Raw genomic sequence first — 15,137 nt, 5'->3', positions numbered from 1 at the left:
CCCGGTCAAGTAAACGCCGCCGGGCGCGCGGCGCGGGGATGGCGCCCCGCCCGGCCCGGCCGCGGCTCAGAACAGCCGGCCGTCGTCCATGAAGTCGTCGCGCGCCGGCGCCGCGTGGGCGCGCGGCGCGGCGTCGCTGCCGGCGACGCTGGCCGGCGGCTCGGTGCCCGGCTTGAACGCCTCCAGAATGGTCCTGCCGTCGCCCGGGCCGGCGCGCAGGCCGGTGGTGGCGTTCACCCGCACCAGCTTGATGCCCGGCGGCACGCGGAACGGCGTGGCCGGCTTGTCCTTCAGCGCCATCTTCATGAAGTCGCGCACCACCGGCACGGCGATCTGGCTGGCGGTGGCGCGCGCGCCCAGGGACTTGGGCTGGTCGTAGCCGAAGTACACGCCGACGGCGAGGTCGGGCGAGAAGCCGACGAACCACACGTCGCGGGCGTCGTTGGTGGTGCCGGTCTTGCCGGCCAGCGGCTTGCCGACCTCCTTGAGCATGGCGGCGGTGCCGCGCTGCACCACGCCCTCGAGGATGTGCACCACCTGATAGGCGGTGAGCGGGTCGATCACCTGCTCGCGCGGATCCTCCAGCGTCGGCTCGGGCTGGTTCTCCCACCTGTCGGCGTCGCAGCCGCGGCAGATGCGCTCGTCGTGGCGGTAGATGGTGCGGCCCCAGCGGTCCTGGATGCGGTCGATCAGCGTCGGCTTGATGCGCTTGCCGCCGTTGACGAACATCGAATAGGCCGCGGTCATGCGCATGACGGTGGTCTCGCCCGCGCCCAGGGACATGGGCAGGTAGGGCTGCAGCTCGTCATAGACGCCGAAGCGGCGGGCGTATTCGGTGATCAGCGGCATGCCGATGTCGCGGGCGAGGCGCACGGTCATGACGTTGCGCGACTGCTCGATGCCGTAGCGCAGGGTGTGGGGGCCCGAGAACTTGCCGCTGTAGTTTTCCGGCCGCCACGGCGGCAGGCCGGGGCCCTGCTCGATCTCGATCGGCGAGTCATAGACGGTTGTGGACGGCGTGTAGCCGTTGTCCAGGGCCGCCGCATAGACGATCGGCTTGAACGACGAGCCCGGCTGGCGCAGCGCCTGGGTGGCGCGGTTGAACTCGCTCTGGTCGAAGGAGAAGCCGCCGACCATGGCGAACACGCGTCCGGTCATCGGGTCCATCACCACCATGCCGCCGGAGATCTGCGGGATCTGGCGCAGGCGGTAGAAGCCGGGGCGGCTCTCGACCGGCTCGGCGTAGATCACGTCGCCGGGCGACAGGAAGGAGCTGAGCCGGCCCTTGCGCGTCCAGCGGGCGCCGTCTGCGTCGATCTGGCCGGTGACGCGCTCGCCGGAAATGGCCCCGTCGCCGAGCCGCGGCGGCTGCAGGCCGATTCTGGCGACGCGGTCGTTCACCTCCAGCACCACGGCGAGGCGCCACGGCTGGATGTCGGTGAAGGCTTTCATCTCGCCGAGCGCCACGCCCCAGTCCGGCGTGTCGCGCAGGTCGATGCGGCTCACCACGCCGTGCCAGCCGCGCGCCTCGTCATAGCGCACCAGGCCGTCGACCATGGCCTTGCGGGCCATGGCCTGCAGGGTGGGATCGAGGGTGGTGCGCACCGAGAGGCCGCCCTCATACAGCTTCTTTTCGCCGTAGCGCTCGGCGATCTCGCGGCGCACCTCCTCGGCGAAGACGCCGGCGGCCCAGGCGTTGGGCGACAGCGAGCGCGGCGACACGCCCAGCGGCTGCGCCTTCGCCTCCTCCGCCTCCGCGCGGGTGATGTAGCCGTTCTCGAGCATGCGCTCGATCACCCAGTTGCGGCGGTCGGTGGCGGCGGCGGTGTGGCGGAAGGCGTTGTAATTGTTGGGCGCCTTGGGCAGGGCCGCCAGATAGGCGGCCTCGGCGATGGTCAGTTCGTGCACCGACTTGCCGAAATAGTTCAGCGCCGCGGCGGCCACGCCGTAGTTGCCGGAGCCGAGATAGATCTCGTTCAGGTACAGCTCGAGAATCTTGTCCTTGGTGAAGGCGTTCTCGATGCGGAACGCCACCAGGGCCTCGCGGATCTTGCGCTCGTAGCTGCGTTCGTTGCCGACGAGGAAGTTCTTGGCGACCTGCTGGGTGATGGTGGAGGCGCCCTGCTCGCGCTGGCCCGAGCCCTTGCGGATCATGTTCTGCACCACCGCGCGCAGCGTGCCGAACGGATCGACGCCGACGTGGTGGTAGAAGTTCTTGTCCTCGGCGGAGAGGAAGGCGGCCACCACGCGGCGGGGAATGGCCTGGATCGGCAGGAACAGCCGGCGCTCGCGCGCGTATTCGGCGATCAGGCGGCCGTCGCGGGCGTGCACGCGGGTCATCACCGGCGGCTCGTAGTCGCGCAGCTGGGTGTAGTCCGGCAGGTCGCGCGAATAATGCCAGATGACGTAGCCGGCGGCGGCCGCGCCCACCACCGCCACCGTGAAGACCAGTCCGAAAATGGACGCGAAAAAGCGCAGAACAAAACGCATGCGATGCTGGCCCGCCATCTGCCGGCCCCATGCGGAGGCGCGGCTTCGAGACTATCTCCGGGGTTTCCTGAACGGAAAGATATACGCCGCCCACGCGCGGCGCGAGTCGGCTCCCCATCCGTCCATAGATGAGGATGCGGCCAATGACACGAAATTTGGGCGTGATTGCAGCCGCGCGCGCATGTTTTGCGCCGTGCGCGGCAATTCCGCCGCAGCGGCGGGGCCGCCTCCGGGGGCGTCCTGCTCCCGGGGCCGTCTCCACGGGCGGGGCCGCCGCGCTGGCGGCTGCGGGGGCGGCCCGCGGACTTCGGGAGGGGGGGGCGCCGGGCGCCCTCCCCGGCCGGCGCGCGGCTAGCGGCCGGCGCTGAGCGCGGGCGCGATCATGCTGCGCCGGCTGTCAAAATAATGGTTGATGGCCTCGGTCAGCGCCGCGGTGGTGCGGTCGCGCCATTCCGGCGAGTTCATCAGGTCGGCGTCGCGCGTTGAGGAAAGATAGCCGATTTCCAGCAGCGCCGAGGGCGTGTCCGGCGCGGTGAGCACGATGAACCGCGCGGAACGGTGCGGATTCTTGTTCATGCGGATCACCGCGCTGAGGCTGCGCACCAGGCGCGCCGCCAGCTCGTTGGAGAAGGCGCGCGTCTCCCGCATGGTCAGGTCGAGCAGGATGTCGGCCACCTCGTCGCTGGCCGCGGCGCTGGCGAGGCCGGCGGCGCTGTCGGCGTTGTTCTCCTTGTCGGCCAGCTGCGCCGATTCCTGGTCGGTGGCGAATTTTGAGCCGGTGTACACGGTGGCGCCGCGCACCTGCGGGCTCTCGCGCAGGATGTCGGCGTGGATCGACAGGAACAGCGCCGCCCGGTTCTGCTGGGCGATCCGCACCCGGTCGGCCAGCGGCACGAACCGGTCGTCGTCGCGGGTCATGATCACCCGGTAGCGGCCGGTGGCCTCAAGCCGCTCCCGCAGCCGCCGGGTGAAGGCGAGCACGATCTCCTTCTCCACGAGGCCCGAGGAGCTCACCGCGCCGTTGTCGACGCCGCCGTGGCCCGGGTCGAGCACCACCACCGGACGGGCGTCGCCATGGTCCGGGCGGACGGCGGCGGGCGGCGGCGGCGCCTCCGCAGGGCCGCTGGCGGCGGCCAGCTTCGCCTCGCGGCGGAAGCGCTCGCGGTCAACGCGCGTGAGCCGGATCTCGAAGCGCGGCAGCGCCCCCGGCTCCTCGACCATGCCGGCGGAGGCGACGACGGCCGGCGCGGCGAGGTCAATGACCACCCGCGAGCGCCCGGGCGCGAACACGCCGTAGCGGTAGGACGACACCAGCCCCCTGCCATGGCGCCCTGTTCCCTTCGGCAGCTGGAAATTGACGTCCGGCAGCTCCACCACCACGCGGTCAGGCCGCTCCATGACGAAGGCGCGCCCCGACACCGGACGGGACATCACGAAACCCAGCGTGGCCGAGCGGGAATCGGCGGTGAGCGTGGCGGCGTTGGTCACCGCCGGCAGCTGGCGCGGCGCGTCCTTGTCCGGCGCCGCCGTCTCCCCGGTGACCGCCGCCACCTGCACCGTCGCCGGCGCGTCCGCTCCGGCCGCGGCGGCGGGCGCCGGGAGCGCCGCGGCCAGCGCCAGCGCGGCTGCGGCGGCCCGCAGCATCCCCGGCGCCGCGCCGGCGCGCGCCGGCGCGGCGGGGCGCGCCTGTCCCTCGCGGCGGCGAGGCGCCGGAGAAGGCGGGAGATGGGCGCGGTCTGGCATGAGCGCGGTCGGTTGCTGTTGCTGGGCCGGCGGACAGGATAACGCCTGACGGTTAATGAATTCTCCAGTAAATTTTCCGCAGGGCGGCTCAAGTCCACAGGCGTGGTCACACGCGCAATGTCGCCACATATATGTGCGTTACTGGCATGCGCGTTACTGGCGAAACCTGGCCGCCAGCGCCGGCCAGGGCTGGTGCCGTGCGCTGGTCGCACGGCGGCGTAATCATCTGGCGGCGCGATCATCTGGCGGCGCGGGCAAAGGCGGCGGACGCCGCGCGGCGCGCTTCCCGTCGCCGGGATGGCGATGGCCGCTGCAGCAGGACGCGCCGGAACTGCGCCGGAGGCCGGGCGTGGCCGTTCTGGCCAGCGCGCGGGTCGCGTCATGGCCCTGGTCCGTGCGAAGGCCCATGCGCAGGCGGGCGCGGGCGGACGGGTGAGTCGCGGCCCGGAAGAAGCGCGAGAAGGCGTCAGGAAGCCCATGCGGCCCACAAGCCAGGGCGGAGCCGCGTCGGGCCCCCAGGATCCAGGGGGCGCGCCGCGCGGCGGCGGAACATAAGGCTTGCCAGGAACCAGACGTGATATGTATTGATAGGTTCGCCCGCCGCAAACTGGCGCGCGTCCGCCAGACCGGCGGACGGCGCCATTCGCTGGAGCAGTCCGACGGTCCGACGCCTGCCGGCGTCTTTTCGCCAGAGCGGCTGCACGACGCAGGCCTTTCCGGAGCGCGGCGGCGATTTGTGAGACTGCCCAGCGCAGTGTTTTGTGCTCACGGCCCGTCAGGGTCCGTGCGGCGTCACGAGGAATTTTCATGGGCGCGCGCCACGTCATGGCCCAGTCCGGTATGCCCGACTCCGCATGGTCATGCGGTTGCGGGCGTTCGGAGCGTTTCAGCGCGGCGCGGCGCCCCATCCTCCCGAGCCCCTATCCCAACATGCGCGCCGGCCTGTCCAGGCGCATTCGCGGTCCTGTTTCCGGAAACCCGCCGCTGGCCCTGACGTGGCCGCGCGCGCCTTTCCGGACGGCCGCGACAATGGAAGTTCACTATGGCCAACAAGATGCTTATCGACGCGTCCCACCCGGAGGAGACCCGGGTGGTCGTGGTGCGCGGTCAGAAGGTTGAAGAATTCGACTTCGAATCGTCCAGCCGGCGCCAGCTGCGCGGCAACATCTATCTCGCCAAGGTCACCCGGGTAGAGCCGTCACTGCAGGCGGCCTTCGTTGAATATGGCGGAAACCGCCACGGTTTTCTGGCTTTCAGCGAAATCCACCCCGACTACTACCAGATCCCGGTCGCTGACCGGCAGGCCCTGCTCGCCGAACAGGAGGCCGCCGCCAGGGAGGAAGAGGAGGAGGAGCACGGCGCCCGCCGCCGCTCCCGCCGCGAGCGCAGCCTGCGCGCCCGTTCCGGCGACGCGGTGGTCTCGGCCGGGGCCGCGGACGAGGCTGAGGCCGCTCCTGACGGCGGCGAGGACGACGGCGAGGGCCTCGTCACCGAGGTGGTGGCGCCCGACGCCCATGTGATCGAAACCATCGGCGGCGACGCCGACGACCATGACGACTCCTCCGCCGACGACCTCCACGACGCCCCCCATGCGGAGGTCGCGGACGATGAATCCGCATCCGGCGAGGGCGATGACGGCGCCGCCGGCGCGGTGGAGCAGCTCGGCGGCTCCGACGCGCTGGAGGAGGCGGCCGAGCGCCGCGCCCGCCCGCCGCGCCGCCAGTACAAGATCCAGGAAGTCATCAAGCGCCGGCAGATCCTGCTGGTCCAGGTGGTGAAGGAGGAGCGCGGCAACAAGGGCGCCGCCCTCACCACTTACCTGTCGCTGGCCGGCCGCTACTCGGTGCTGATGCCCAACACCGCCCGCGGCGGCGGCATCTCCCGCAAGATCACCAATTCCGGCGACCGCAAGCGGCTGAAGGAAATCGCCGCCTCGCTGGAGGTGCCGCCCGGCATGGGCATCATCCTGCGCACCGCCGGCGCCTCGCGCACGCCGCAGGAGGTGACGCGCGATTTCGAGTATCTGCTGCGCCTGTGGGAGAGCGTGCGCGAGCTGACGCTGCGCTCCACCGCGCCCTGCCTCGTCTATGAGGAGGGCTCGCTGGTCAAGCGCGCCATCCGCGACCTCTACAACAAGGACATCGACGAGATTCTCGTGGCCGGCGAGGCCGGCTACCGCGAAGCCCGCGACTTCATGCAGATGCTGATGCCGGAGAACGTCGGCGTCGTGAAGCAGTACCGGGGGGCGCAGCCGCTGTTCGCCCATTACGGCGTTGAGCCGCAGCTCGACGCCATGTTCTCCAGCCATGTCACGCTGAAGTCCGGCGGCTACATCGTCATCAATCCCACCGAGGCGCTGGTCTCCATCGACGTCAACTCGGGCCGGGCGACGCGCGAGCACTCCATCGAGGACACGGCGCTGCGCACCAATCTGGAGGCGGCGGAGGAGATCGCCCGCCAGCTGCGCCTGCGCGACCTCGCCGGCCTCATCGTCATCGATTTCATCGACATGGAGGAGAGCCGCAACAACCGCGCGGTGGAGAAGCGGCTCAAGGAGTGCCTCAAGAACGACCGGGCGCGCATCCAGGTGGGGCGGATCTCGCCCTTCGGCCTGCTGGAGATGTCGCGCCAGCGCATCCGCACCGGCGTGCTGGAGAGCTCCTCCATCCCCTGCCCGCACTGCGGCGGTTCGGGCATGGTGCGCTCCACCCCCTCCATCGCCCTGCAGGTGTTGCGCATGATGGAGGAGGCGCTGATCCGCAACAGCAGCCACAACCTCAACGTGCGCACCCGCAGCGAGGTGGCGCTGTACATCCTCAACCACAAGCGCAACCACCTGCGCGATCTCGAGGACCGCTTCGGCGTCGCCATCCAGGTGCTGGTGGACGACGCCCTCACCGGCCAGACCAACTACCAGATCGAGCGCGGCGAGCCGGCTGCGGGCGTCGTCCGCCCGGCGGGCGACGCCGTGCGGCTGGAGAGTTTCTTCAGCCCTGAGGGCGGCGAGATCATCGAGGGTGAGGTCGTTGAAGCGGAGAGCGCGGCCGGCTCCCCGTCCGGCGAGAACGGCGAGAATGGCGAAGGCCGCCGCCGCCGTCGCCGCCGCCGGCGCGGCGGCCGCGATGACAACGGCGCGTCCCCGATCGCCGCGACTGACTCCGGCGACGGCGAGGCTGACTCCGGCGCTGACGCGCCCGTCTGGGCGGAGTCCGCCGGGGACGCCGGCGACGGCGAGCCGGAGGCGGAGGCAGAGGCAGTCGCCGGGGTTGACGCCGGGACGGCTGACGCCGGGGAGCTGGCGGCGCAGTCCGGGGGCGACAGTGAGGCGCGCGGCCGCCGCCGCCGTCGTGGCCGCCGCGGCGGCCGTCGCGACGAGCGCGACGGCGGGCCGACGCTGGCGCCGGTGGCGGACTACCGCTTTGAGGAAGCCGGCGGCGACGACGGCTTTGCGGAAAGCGCCGTGGTCGAGACCGGCGGCTGGGTTCCGTTCAATGAAGCTGCGGTTGAGCATGCCCCCGTGGCGGTGACGGCGGAGGCGCCGGCGCAGTCCGGGGCCGCTGCGGCCGCCGGGGCGCCGGACGATGCGCCGCAGCCCGATGCCGGTGCGCCGGCCGGGGCCGTCGCCGACGCCCCTGCGGCCGGGGCTCCCGCGCAGACGCCTGCTCCGGCCGGAGCCGCTGCGGCCGCCGGGGCGCCGGACGATGCGCCGCAGTCCGGAACCGGGGCGCCAGCCGGGGCCGTCGCCGACGCCCCTGCGGCCGGGGCTCCCACGCAGACGCCTGCTCCGGCCGGAGCCGCTGCGGCCGCCGGGACGTCCGGGGATGCGCCGCAGCCCGAGACCCCGCAGGCGGAGCAGCAGCAGTCCGGCGCCGGGCAGGCGCAGCCCCAGGAGGAGTCGCGCGACGCCGCCTCCATCATCGCCGCCACGCCGGAGCCGGAGACGGTGGTTCTGACCACCAGCGTCGATCCGGCGCGGCCGCGCCGCACCGGCTGGTGGTCGCGCAAGGCGGGCTGAGTTGCAGCCGGCGGCCGGCTCCGGCGGCCGCCCCTGCCCCGGTCTCCCGGCCGCATGCGTGCGGGCCGGTTCGTGAACGCAGGAAACGCCCGTGACCGTCGGTCGCGGGCGTTTTGCCTGCAGGCGGGCGTCGCCGTCGCGGGGTCTCGCCGCCCTGCCTCGCCATGTTCCGCCGCCCGGCTCATGCGCCCGGCCGCTTCCGGCTCTCCAGGGCGGCCGCCGTTTTCCTGGCGGCCGGCTCCGGCGGCCCTGGCCATGCGCCTCGCGCGGCGTCCCGGCGGTCCGGTCGCCTGGCCGCGCCGCCGTTCCGCTCTCCCGCAGGGCGCCTTTCGCCGCCGTCGCGCCGGGCCTGACCTGGCCGTCGGCGGGCCGCCGCGGCGTTTTGCTCCGGCCGGCGGGCCTTACGCGCCGCCGCGCGTGAGGAAGCGCTTCAGCCGCGCCATGCCCTCGCGGCAGGCGCCGGTCGCGCCGGCGAACGACAGCCGCACGAAACGGTCGCCCTCATGCGGGTCAAAATCCGCCCCGGGCGTGATCGCCAGGCCCTCCGCGTCCAGCAGCGCGCGGCAGAATGCGGCGGAATCGGCGGCGTGGCCGGAAATGTCGACATAGGCGTAAAACGCCCCGTCGCAGGGCGCATGCGGCAGGTTGAGGTCCGCGAGGGCGTTGAGCACGATGTCGCGGTTGCGGGCGTAGCCGGCGCGGACCTCCTCCAGCTCGTCGCGGGCGTCAAAGGCCGCCTCCGCCGCCACCTGGCTGGGATAGGGCGCGGAAATGAACAGGTTCTGCGCCAGCCGTTCGATGGCCCGCGTCAGCCGCGGCGGAACCACCAGCCAGCCGATGCGCCAGCCGGTCATGCAGTAATATTTGGAGAACGAGTTGACCACGATCGCCTCCGGCGCGCAGGCCAGCGCCGTGGTCGCCGGCGCGCCGTAATGCAGGCCGTGATAGATCTCGTCGGAGATGAACCACAGGCCGCGCTCGCGGCAGAAGGCGCCGATGGCCTCCAGCCCCGCCGCGCCCGCCACCGCGCCGGTGGGGTTGGACGGGCTCATCGCCAGCACGCCGTGCAGCGGCTGCTCCTGCGCCGCGGAGGCGATTCCATCCACGGTCAACTCCCAGCCGCGGTTATCGCCGAGCCGCACGTCCACGGTATGCATGTCCAGCGCGCTGAAGATGTTGCGGTAGGCCGGATAGCCCGGACAGGCGCAGGCGATGCGCGCGCCGGCGTCGAAGGCGGCGAGGAACGCCAGCAGGAAGCCGCCGGAGGAGCCGGTGGTGACGATCACCTGCTCAGGGTCGACGCTCACCCCATAGGTCTCGCGGTAGTGACGGGCGATGCGCTCGCGCAGCGAGGGCATGCCCAGGGCCTCCGTGTAGCCGATCCCGCCATGGGCCAGGGCGGCGCGGGCCGCCTCCAGCGCCCGGCGCGGCGTCGGAGCGGAGGGCTGGCCCACCTCCATGTGCACGATGTCGGCGCCTTGCCTTGCTTTCGCCCTGGCGACGGACAAAACATCCATGGCGAGGAACGGGGCGACCCTGGCCAGCCGGCTGGCCGCGGGCGGCGCGGCCGGTCCTGCGGCTGCGGAAGCGTTGCTGGGGCGCGGGCTCATCTGCTTGCTCCTGCTGACGTCTGCGACGGGATGGCGCGTCTTGCGCGCGGGGCGGCGCGCGGCCGCGGACTGCTGCGCCTTTATGGCGCTCCGGCGCGTTGAAAAAGGGGCGCCCCGGAGCAAAACTGCAATATCCCGCGGCGTCGCGCCACGCGCGCCGGGGGATTCGCCGTCACATGGGGAGAGCGCCCGGGGGACGCCGCCGGGCGCCCGTGCGGGCGAATCCCCGGGGAACCACCTGGGGCTGGCGGGCTCCCGCCACGGAAACGCCAGCGATGGGCGTGAAGGATCATGAAGACATGCTGAACGACAGACCCGTTTTCGCGCCCGTGCGGCGGAAAGGCGCCTGGCGGCGCAAGGCCGCGGCAGGCCTGCTGTGCGCCATGACCGCGGCGGGCGGCCTCGCCGCCATCGCCCCGCGCGCCGTCGCCCAGGAGTTCACGCCCGCGCAGAAGAAGGAAATCGAAGCGCTGGTACGCAACTATATCCTCCAGAACCCCGAGGTGCTGCAGGAGGCGATGAACGCCCTGGAGCAGCGCCAGGAGGAGGCCCGCGCCGAGCGGCGCAGCCAGACGCTCGCCGCCCAGCGCGACCGCGTGTTCGCGCCGGCCGGCGCCGTCGTCGCCGGCGATCCCCAGGGCGACGTGACGCTGGTGGAGTTCTTTGACTACAATTGCGGCTTCTGCAAGCGCTCGCTGGCCGATCTGGAGCGCCTGATGAAGGCCGACCGCCGGCTGAAAATCGTGCTGCGCGACCTGCCGGTGCTTGGCCAGGGCTCGCTGGACGCCGCCCGCGTCGCCGTCGCCGCCCAGAAGCAGCTCAGCGGCCCCAAAGCCTTCGAGTATCACGCGCGGCTGATGAAGGTGAACGGCCGCGTCGGCAAGGAGCAGGCCGAGGCCGTGGCCCGGGAAATGGGGCTCGACATGGACCGTCTGGCGAAGGACGCCCAGTCGGACGCCACGCTGGAGGTCCTGAAGGAGAACCACGCCCTCGCCCAGCTGCTTGACGTCAACGGCACGCCGGCCTTCGTCGTCGGCGACACGGTGATCCCCGGCGCCGTCGGCCATGCCGCCCTGGAGCAGGTGATCGGCTCCGTGCGCAAGTGCGGCAAGGCCAGCTGCGGCTGACGCCGGCGTCCGGCGCGGGCGCCGCTTCTGCGCCCGCCCCGTCCGGCCCCCGGGCCGGACGCATGACGGCTCCCGGCGCCAGGCGGCGCGGGGGCCTTTTCCGTAGCGGTCCGCGCCGCGGCTTTGCGCTGGCGGGCGCGCCGCTGTATGACGGCGTGATTCAGTCGCCCGGGGGGCGAAGCAGCCCGGTCCGGCCCGCGGGGCCGGATCCGCATCCGATGCAGGACGCCATGGTCGCAGTACACGTCATCAACGGGCCGAACCTCAACCTGCTCGGCCGGCGCGAGCCGCAGACCTACGGCTCGCAGACGCTGGCCGACATTGAGGCCATGCTGGAGAAACGCGCGCAGGCGCTGGGCGTCGCCCTCACCTTCGTGCAGAGCAACCATGAGGGCGTGCTGGTGGACGCGGTGCAGGCGGCGGGGCTCGCCGGCGCCGGCGTCATCATCAACCCGGGGGCTTACTCCCACACCTCCATCGCCCTGCGCGACGCCATCACCGGATCCGGCGCGCTGGTGATCGAGGTCCACCTGTCCAACGTCCATGCGCGTGAGCCGTTCCGGCATACGTCGATGATCTCGCCGGTCGCGGCCGGCGTCATCTGCGGTCTCGGGGCCGCCGGCTATGGGCTGGCGCTGGAGGCGATCACGCCGCTTCTCAAGAAACGCACCGCATCAGGAGCCCAGGAAAATCGATGAGCGAGAAACATTCCCATTCCGCAGCCGACATCGAACTCGTTCGCGAACTCGCCCGTCTGGTTTCCGAGAGCACGCTCACCGAGATTGAGGTGGAGAAGGACGACCTGCGCATTCGCGTGTCGCGCCAGGCTCCGCCGCCGGCTCCTGCCTATGTGCAGGCCCAGGTTCCCGTGACCGCGCCCGCGCCGCAGCCTGCGCCGCAGGCCGCGGCGCCTGCCGCCGCGCCTGCGCCTGCCGCCGCCGCGCCGCGCGGCGATCACCCCGGAACCGTGACCTCGCCCATGGTCGGCACCGCCTACCGCCGCCCCTCGCCGGACGCAAAACCGTTCGTCGAGGTGGGCTCGAAGGTCAACGCCGGCGACAAGCTGCTGCTGGTGGAGGCGATGAAGACCTTCAACGACATCGTCGCCCCGCGCGCCGGCACCGTCACCGCCATCCTGTTCGAGGACGGCCAGCCGGTGGAGTACGGCGAGCCGCTGGTGATCATCGAGTAAGGCCCGGGGAGCGGCCGCAGCGGGCGGCGGCGCCCCTCGCGCAGCCCCGCCCCGCGCCGCTCCGCCCCGGGGTTCCGGCCCGTCGCCGGCGCGTTATCCGCGCCGCATCCCCCGGACGCTGACGCCGGCGCCCGCACCGTTTCAGCTCCAGCGCCGATTGGAGAGCCATGTTCGAGAAAATCCTGATCGCCAACCGCGGTGAGATCGCCCTGCGCATCCTGCGCGCCGCCAAGGAGCTGGGAATCGCGACCGTCGCGGTGCACTCCACCGCTGACGCCGACGCCATGCACGTGCGCCTCGCCGACGAGAGCGTGTGCATCGGTCCGCCGGCCGCGCGCGACAGCTACCTGAACATTCCGGCGATCGTCGCCGCCTGCGAGATCACCGGCGCGGACGCGGTGCATCCGGGCTATGGCTTCCTTTCGGAAAACGCCGCCTTTGCCGAGGTGCTGGCCGACCACGGCATCGCCTTCATCGGCCCCAAGGCGGAGCACATCCGCCTGATGGGCGACAAGATCGAGGCCAAACGCACGGCGCGCCGGCTTGGCATTCCCTGCGTGCCGGGCTCGGAAGGCGGCGTCTCCGGCGACGCCGAGGCGCTGCGCATCGCCGGCGAGATCGGCTATCCCGTGCTGGTGAAGGCGGCGGCCGGCGGCGGCGGCCGCGGCATGAAGGTGGCGCGCAGCCCCGGCGAGCTCTCTGGCGCCCTCTCCGTGGCGCGCCAGGAGGCGAAGGCCGCCTTCGGCGACGACTCCGTCTATCTGGAGAAATATCTGGAGAAGCCGCGCCACATCGAGGTGCAGGTGATGGGCGACGGCCGCGGCAAGGCGGTGCACCTCGGCGAGCGCGACTGTTCGCTGCAGCGCCGTCACCAGAAGGTGTGGGAGGAAGGCCCCTCGCCCGTGCTGTCCGCCGCGGACCGGGAGAAGATCGGCTCCATCGTCGCCAGCGCCATGTCGGAGCTGCAGTATCTGGGCGCCGGCACCGTCGAGTTCCTCTGGGAGAACGGCGAGTTCTACTTCATCGAGATGAACACCCGCATCCAGGTGGAGCATCCGGTGACGGAGATGATCACCGGCATCGACCTCGTGAACGAGCAGATCCGGGTGGCGGCCGGCGAGGAGCTCTCGTTCAGCCAGGCGGACGTGCGCCTGCGCGGCCACGCCATCGAGTGCCGCATCAACGCCGAGCATCCGGTGACCTTCCGGCCGTCGCCGGGCGTCATCACCCATTATCATCCGCCCGGCGGCCTTGGCGTGCGCGTCGACTCCGCCATTTACCAGGGCTACCGCATCCCGCCCCACTACGATTCGCTGCTGGGCAAGCTGATCGTGCACGGCCGCACCCGCGAGGAGTGCCTGATGCGGCTGCGCCGCGCCCTGGACGAGATCGTGGTCAGCGGCGTCGACACCACCCTGCCGCTGTTCCGCGCGCTGGTGCGCAACCCTGACATCATCGCCGGCGACTATGACATCCACTGGCTGGAGAAGTTCCTGGCCGGCGGCGGCATGGACGGGGCCGACGTCTGAGCGGAGCGGGGCGTCATGGCCGGAGCCGGTGCTGTCCTGACGCCCGACATCCTGCTGGCGGCCTACGCCGCCGGCATCTTTCCCATGTCCGACGGCGCCGGTTCGTCCGGGCTGTACTGGGTGGAGCCGGACCTGCGCGGGGTGTTTCCGCTTGACGGGCTGCGCCTGCCGCGCCGGCTCGCCCGCACCGTCGCCGCGGACGTGTTCGAGGTGCGGGTCGACAGCGACTTTGACGCCGTCATCGACGGCTGCGCCGCCCCCGGCCCCGACCGCGAGACCACCTGGATCAACGGCGAAATCCGCCGCCTCTATGGCGAGCTGTTCGCCATGGGGGCCTGCCACACGGTGGAGTGCTGGCGCGACGGCCGGCTGGCGGGCGGCCTTTACGGCGTGCGCCTTGGCGGGGCGTTTTTCGGCGAGAGCATGTTCCACCGCGAGCGCGACGCCTCCAAGGTGGCGCTGGTGCACCTGTGGGCGCGGCTGGTCGCCGGCGGCTTCACCCTGCTGGACACGCAGTTCATCACCCCGCATCTGGCCAGCCTGGGCGCGGTGGAGATTCCGCGGGCCGAGTACCGGCGCCGGCTGCAGGCGGCGCTCGCCGTCAGCGCCCGCTGGGACGCGCTGCCGCCCGCCGTCAGCGGCCGCGAGGCGGTGGCCATCGTGCGCGCGCATCTGGCCCGCGCCGGCGCGGGGGACTGAGCCAGACGCAGCGTCCTGCGCCGGCGTCCGCCCGGCGCGGATCGCGGCGCCGGTTTACGGGCGGATGGCCGGGTGGACCACCTGGTCGCCGGGTCTGGCGCCGATGCGCGCCGCGGCGCCGGCGTTCAGCTCCAGCACGTAACGGACCGGCCCGCCGGAGAAAATGATCCGCGTGGACAGCGGCGTGGCGTTTTCGGCGATGGACAGGATGGTTCCGTCGGCGCGGATGAACAGCATGTCCAGCGGCAGCAGCGTGTTTTTCATCCACATGGCCACCGGCTCCTCGCGGCCGAAATCGAACAGCATGCCGTGATTGTCCGGCATGGCGCGGCGGTGCATCAGACCGGTCATGCGCCCGGCGTCGTCGTCGCGCAGTTCGATGCGGAAGCGGTGGACGCCGGTTGCGGTTTCGACCGCCAGCTCCGCCGGATGCGCCGGGGTCACATGGGGCGCGCCGGGTCCGGGGCCGCTGCCGGCGGCGGCCGGCTGCGGCGCATGGACGCCCGCGAGGGCGCCGGCGAGCGCCAGGGCAAGGGCGGCGGCGATGCGGCGCGCGGCCGTGGAGCGGGCGGCGGAAACGCGGCGCATGGTGCGTTCTCCTGGAATGGCTGGCGCGGCCCGGACAGGGCGCGGCGCGAGTCGCGCGACGCCGGGCATGGTGGACCGCCGGCGCCCGGAACGGAAGCCATGACGGTGACGCCGGCTTCGCGCTGGCCCTGGCGTCGGCCATGG

The 15,137-nt window shown here is 72.1% G+C and carries 10 protein-coding genes; 6 read left to right on the top strand and 4 right to left on the bottom strand.

Annotated features, from left to right (window positions below; translation table 11 throughout):
* Window positions 1–66: 66 nt before the first annotated feature.
* Together ACFFJB_RS07140 and ACFFJB_RS07135 are read right to left on the bottom strand one after the other, a co-directional pair.
* The gene (locus ACFFJB_RS07140) at window positions 67–2,490 is read right to left on the bottom strand and encodes a penicillin-binding protein 1A (RefSeq protein WP_376830558.1); all 2,424 of its coding nucleotides are present in this window, start codon (window positions 2,488–2,490) and stop codon (window positions 67–69) included.
* 351 nt (window positions 2,491–2,841) lie between these two features.
* Window positions 2,842–4,134 (bottom strand): N-acetylmuramoyl-L-alanine amidase, encoded by a 1,293-nt coding sequence (locus tag ACFFJB_RS07135; protein ID WP_376830557.1) that lies wholly within the window; start codon window positions 4,132–4,134, stop codon window positions 2,842–2,844.
* A gap of 1,141 nt (window positions 4,135–5,275) precedes the next feature.
* On the opposite strand from ACFFJB_RS07135, the gene ACFFJB_RS07130 reads away from it, so the two are divergent.
* Complete coding sequence (locus tag ACFFJB_RS07130) at window positions 5,276–8,248, top strand: Rne/Rng family ribonuclease (RefSeq protein ID WP_376830556.1); 2,973 nt, start codon at window positions 5,276–5,278, stop codon at window positions 8,246–8,248.
* A gap of 401 nt (window positions 8,249–8,649) precedes the next feature.
* Here the strand turns inward: ACFFJB_RS07130 and ACFFJB_RS07125 are convergent, their stop codons facing one another.
* The gene (locus ACFFJB_RS07125) at window positions 8,650–9,858 is read right to left on the bottom strand and encodes a pyridoxal phosphate-dependent aminotransferase (protein ID WP_376830555.1); all 1,209 of its coding nucleotides are present in this window, start codon (window positions 9,856–9,858) and stop codon (window positions 8,650–8,652) included.
* A gap of 299 nt (window positions 9,859–10,157) precedes the next feature.
* Here ACFFJB_RS07125 and ACFFJB_RS07120 point away from each other — a divergent pair, with 299 nt between their 5' ends.
* The 5 genes from ACFFJB_RS07120 to aat all read left to right on the top strand — a co-directional run bounded on the left by ACFFJB_RS07120 (window position 10,158) and on the right by aat (window position 14,405).
* On the top strand, window positions 10,158–10,985 hold the full coding sequence (locus ACFFJB_RS07120; protein ID WP_376830554.1) for a DsbA family protein: 828 nt from the start codon (window positions 10,158–10,160) through the stop codon (window positions 10,983–10,985).
* A 230-nt stretch (window positions 10,986–11,215) separates the two neighbouring features.
* Window positions 11,216–11,683: a type II 3-dehydroquinate dehydratase gene (gene aroQ, locus ACFFJB_RS07115; protein WP_376832579.1), complete on the top strand. Its 468-nt coding sequence runs from the start codon at window positions 11,216–11,218 to the stop codon at window positions 11,681–11,683.
* Complete coding sequence (accB, locus tag ACFFJB_RS07110) at window positions 11,680–12,177, top strand: acetyl-CoA carboxylase biotin carboxyl carrier protein (RefSeq protein WP_376830553.1); 498 nt, start codon at window positions 11,680–11,682, stop codon at window positions 12,175–12,177. Before aroQ ends, accB begins: the two co-directional genes overlap by 4 nt.
* 167 nt (window positions 12,178–12,344) lie before the next feature.
* Window positions 12,345–13,706, top strand: coding sequence for an acetyl-CoA carboxylase biotin carboxylase subunit (gene accC, locus ACFFJB_RS07105; RefSeq protein ID WP_376830552.1), 1,362 nt, complete (start codon window positions 12,345–12,347; stop codon window positions 13,704–13,706).
* 15 nt (window positions 13,707–13,721) lie between these two features.
* Window positions 13,722–14,405 carry a leucyl/phenylalanyl-tRNA--protein transferase gene (aat, locus tag ACFFJB_RS07100; RefSeq protein ID WP_376830551.1) on the top strand — a complete coding sequence of 228 codons (684 nt, stop codon included), beginning with the start codon at window positions 13,722–13,724 and terminating at the stop codon, window positions 14,403–14,405.
* Window positions 14,406–14,459: 54 nt separating this feature from the next.
* Here the strand turns inward: aat and ACFFJB_RS07095 are convergent, their stop codons facing one another.
* The gene (locus tag ACFFJB_RS07095; protein WP_376830550.1) at window positions 14,460–14,993 is read right to left on the bottom strand and encodes a DUF192 domain-containing protein; all 534 of its coding nucleotides are present in this window, start codon (window positions 14,991–14,993) and stop codon (window positions 14,460–14,462) included.
* Window positions 14,994–15,137: the final 144 nt, after the last annotated feature.

The organism is Camelimonas abortus (assembly GCF_042432745.1).
GTDB classification, from domain to species: Bacteria; Pseudomonadota; Alphaproteobacteria; order Rhizobiales; family Beijerinckiaceae; genus Camelimonas; species Camelimonas abortus.
This window is presented reverse-complemented; position numbering and strand designations above follow the sequence as displayed.

Bases quoted from the DNA above. Each gene is read 5' to 3' on its own strand.
- ACFFJB_RS07140 (WP_376830558.1), bottom strand. From the start codon at position 2,490: ATGCGTTTTGTTCTGCGCTTTTTCGCGTCCATTTTCGGACTGGTCTTC.
- ACFFJB_RS07135 (WP_376830557.1), bottom strand. From the start codon at position 4,134: ATGCTGCGGGCCGCCGCAGCCGCGCTGGCGCTGGCCGCGGCGCTCCCG.
- ACFFJB_RS07130 (WP_376830556.1), top strand. From the start codon at position 5,276: ATGGCCAACAAGATGCTTATCGACGCGTCCCACCCGGAGGAGACCCGG.
- ACFFJB_RS07125 (WP_376830555.1), bottom strand. From the start codon at position 9,858: ATGAGCCCGCGCCCCAGCAACGCTTCCGCAGCCGCAGGACCGGCCGCG.
- ACFFJB_RS07120 (WP_376830554.1), top strand. From the start codon at position 10,158: ATGCTGAACGACAGACCCGTTTTCGCGCCCGTGCGGCGGAAAGGCGCC.
- aroQ (WP_376832579.1), top strand. From the start codon at position 11,216: ATGGTCGCAGTACACGTCATCAACGGGCCGAACCTCAACCTGCTCGGC.
- accB (WP_376830553.1), top strand. From the start codon at position 11,680: ATGAGCGAGAAACATTCCCATTCCGCAGCCGACATCGAACTCGTTCGC.
- accC (WP_376830552.1), top strand. From the start codon at position 12,345: ATGTTCGAGAAAATCCTGATCGCCAACCGCGGTGAGATCGCCCTGCGC.
- aat (WP_376830551.1), top strand. From the start codon at position 13,722: ATGGCCGGAGCCGGTGCTGTCCTGACGCCCGACATCCTGCTGGCGGCC.
- ACFFJB_RS07095 (WP_376830550.1), bottom strand. From the start codon at position 14,993: ATGCGCCGCGTTTCCGCCGCCCGCTCCACGGCCGCGCGCCGCATCGCC.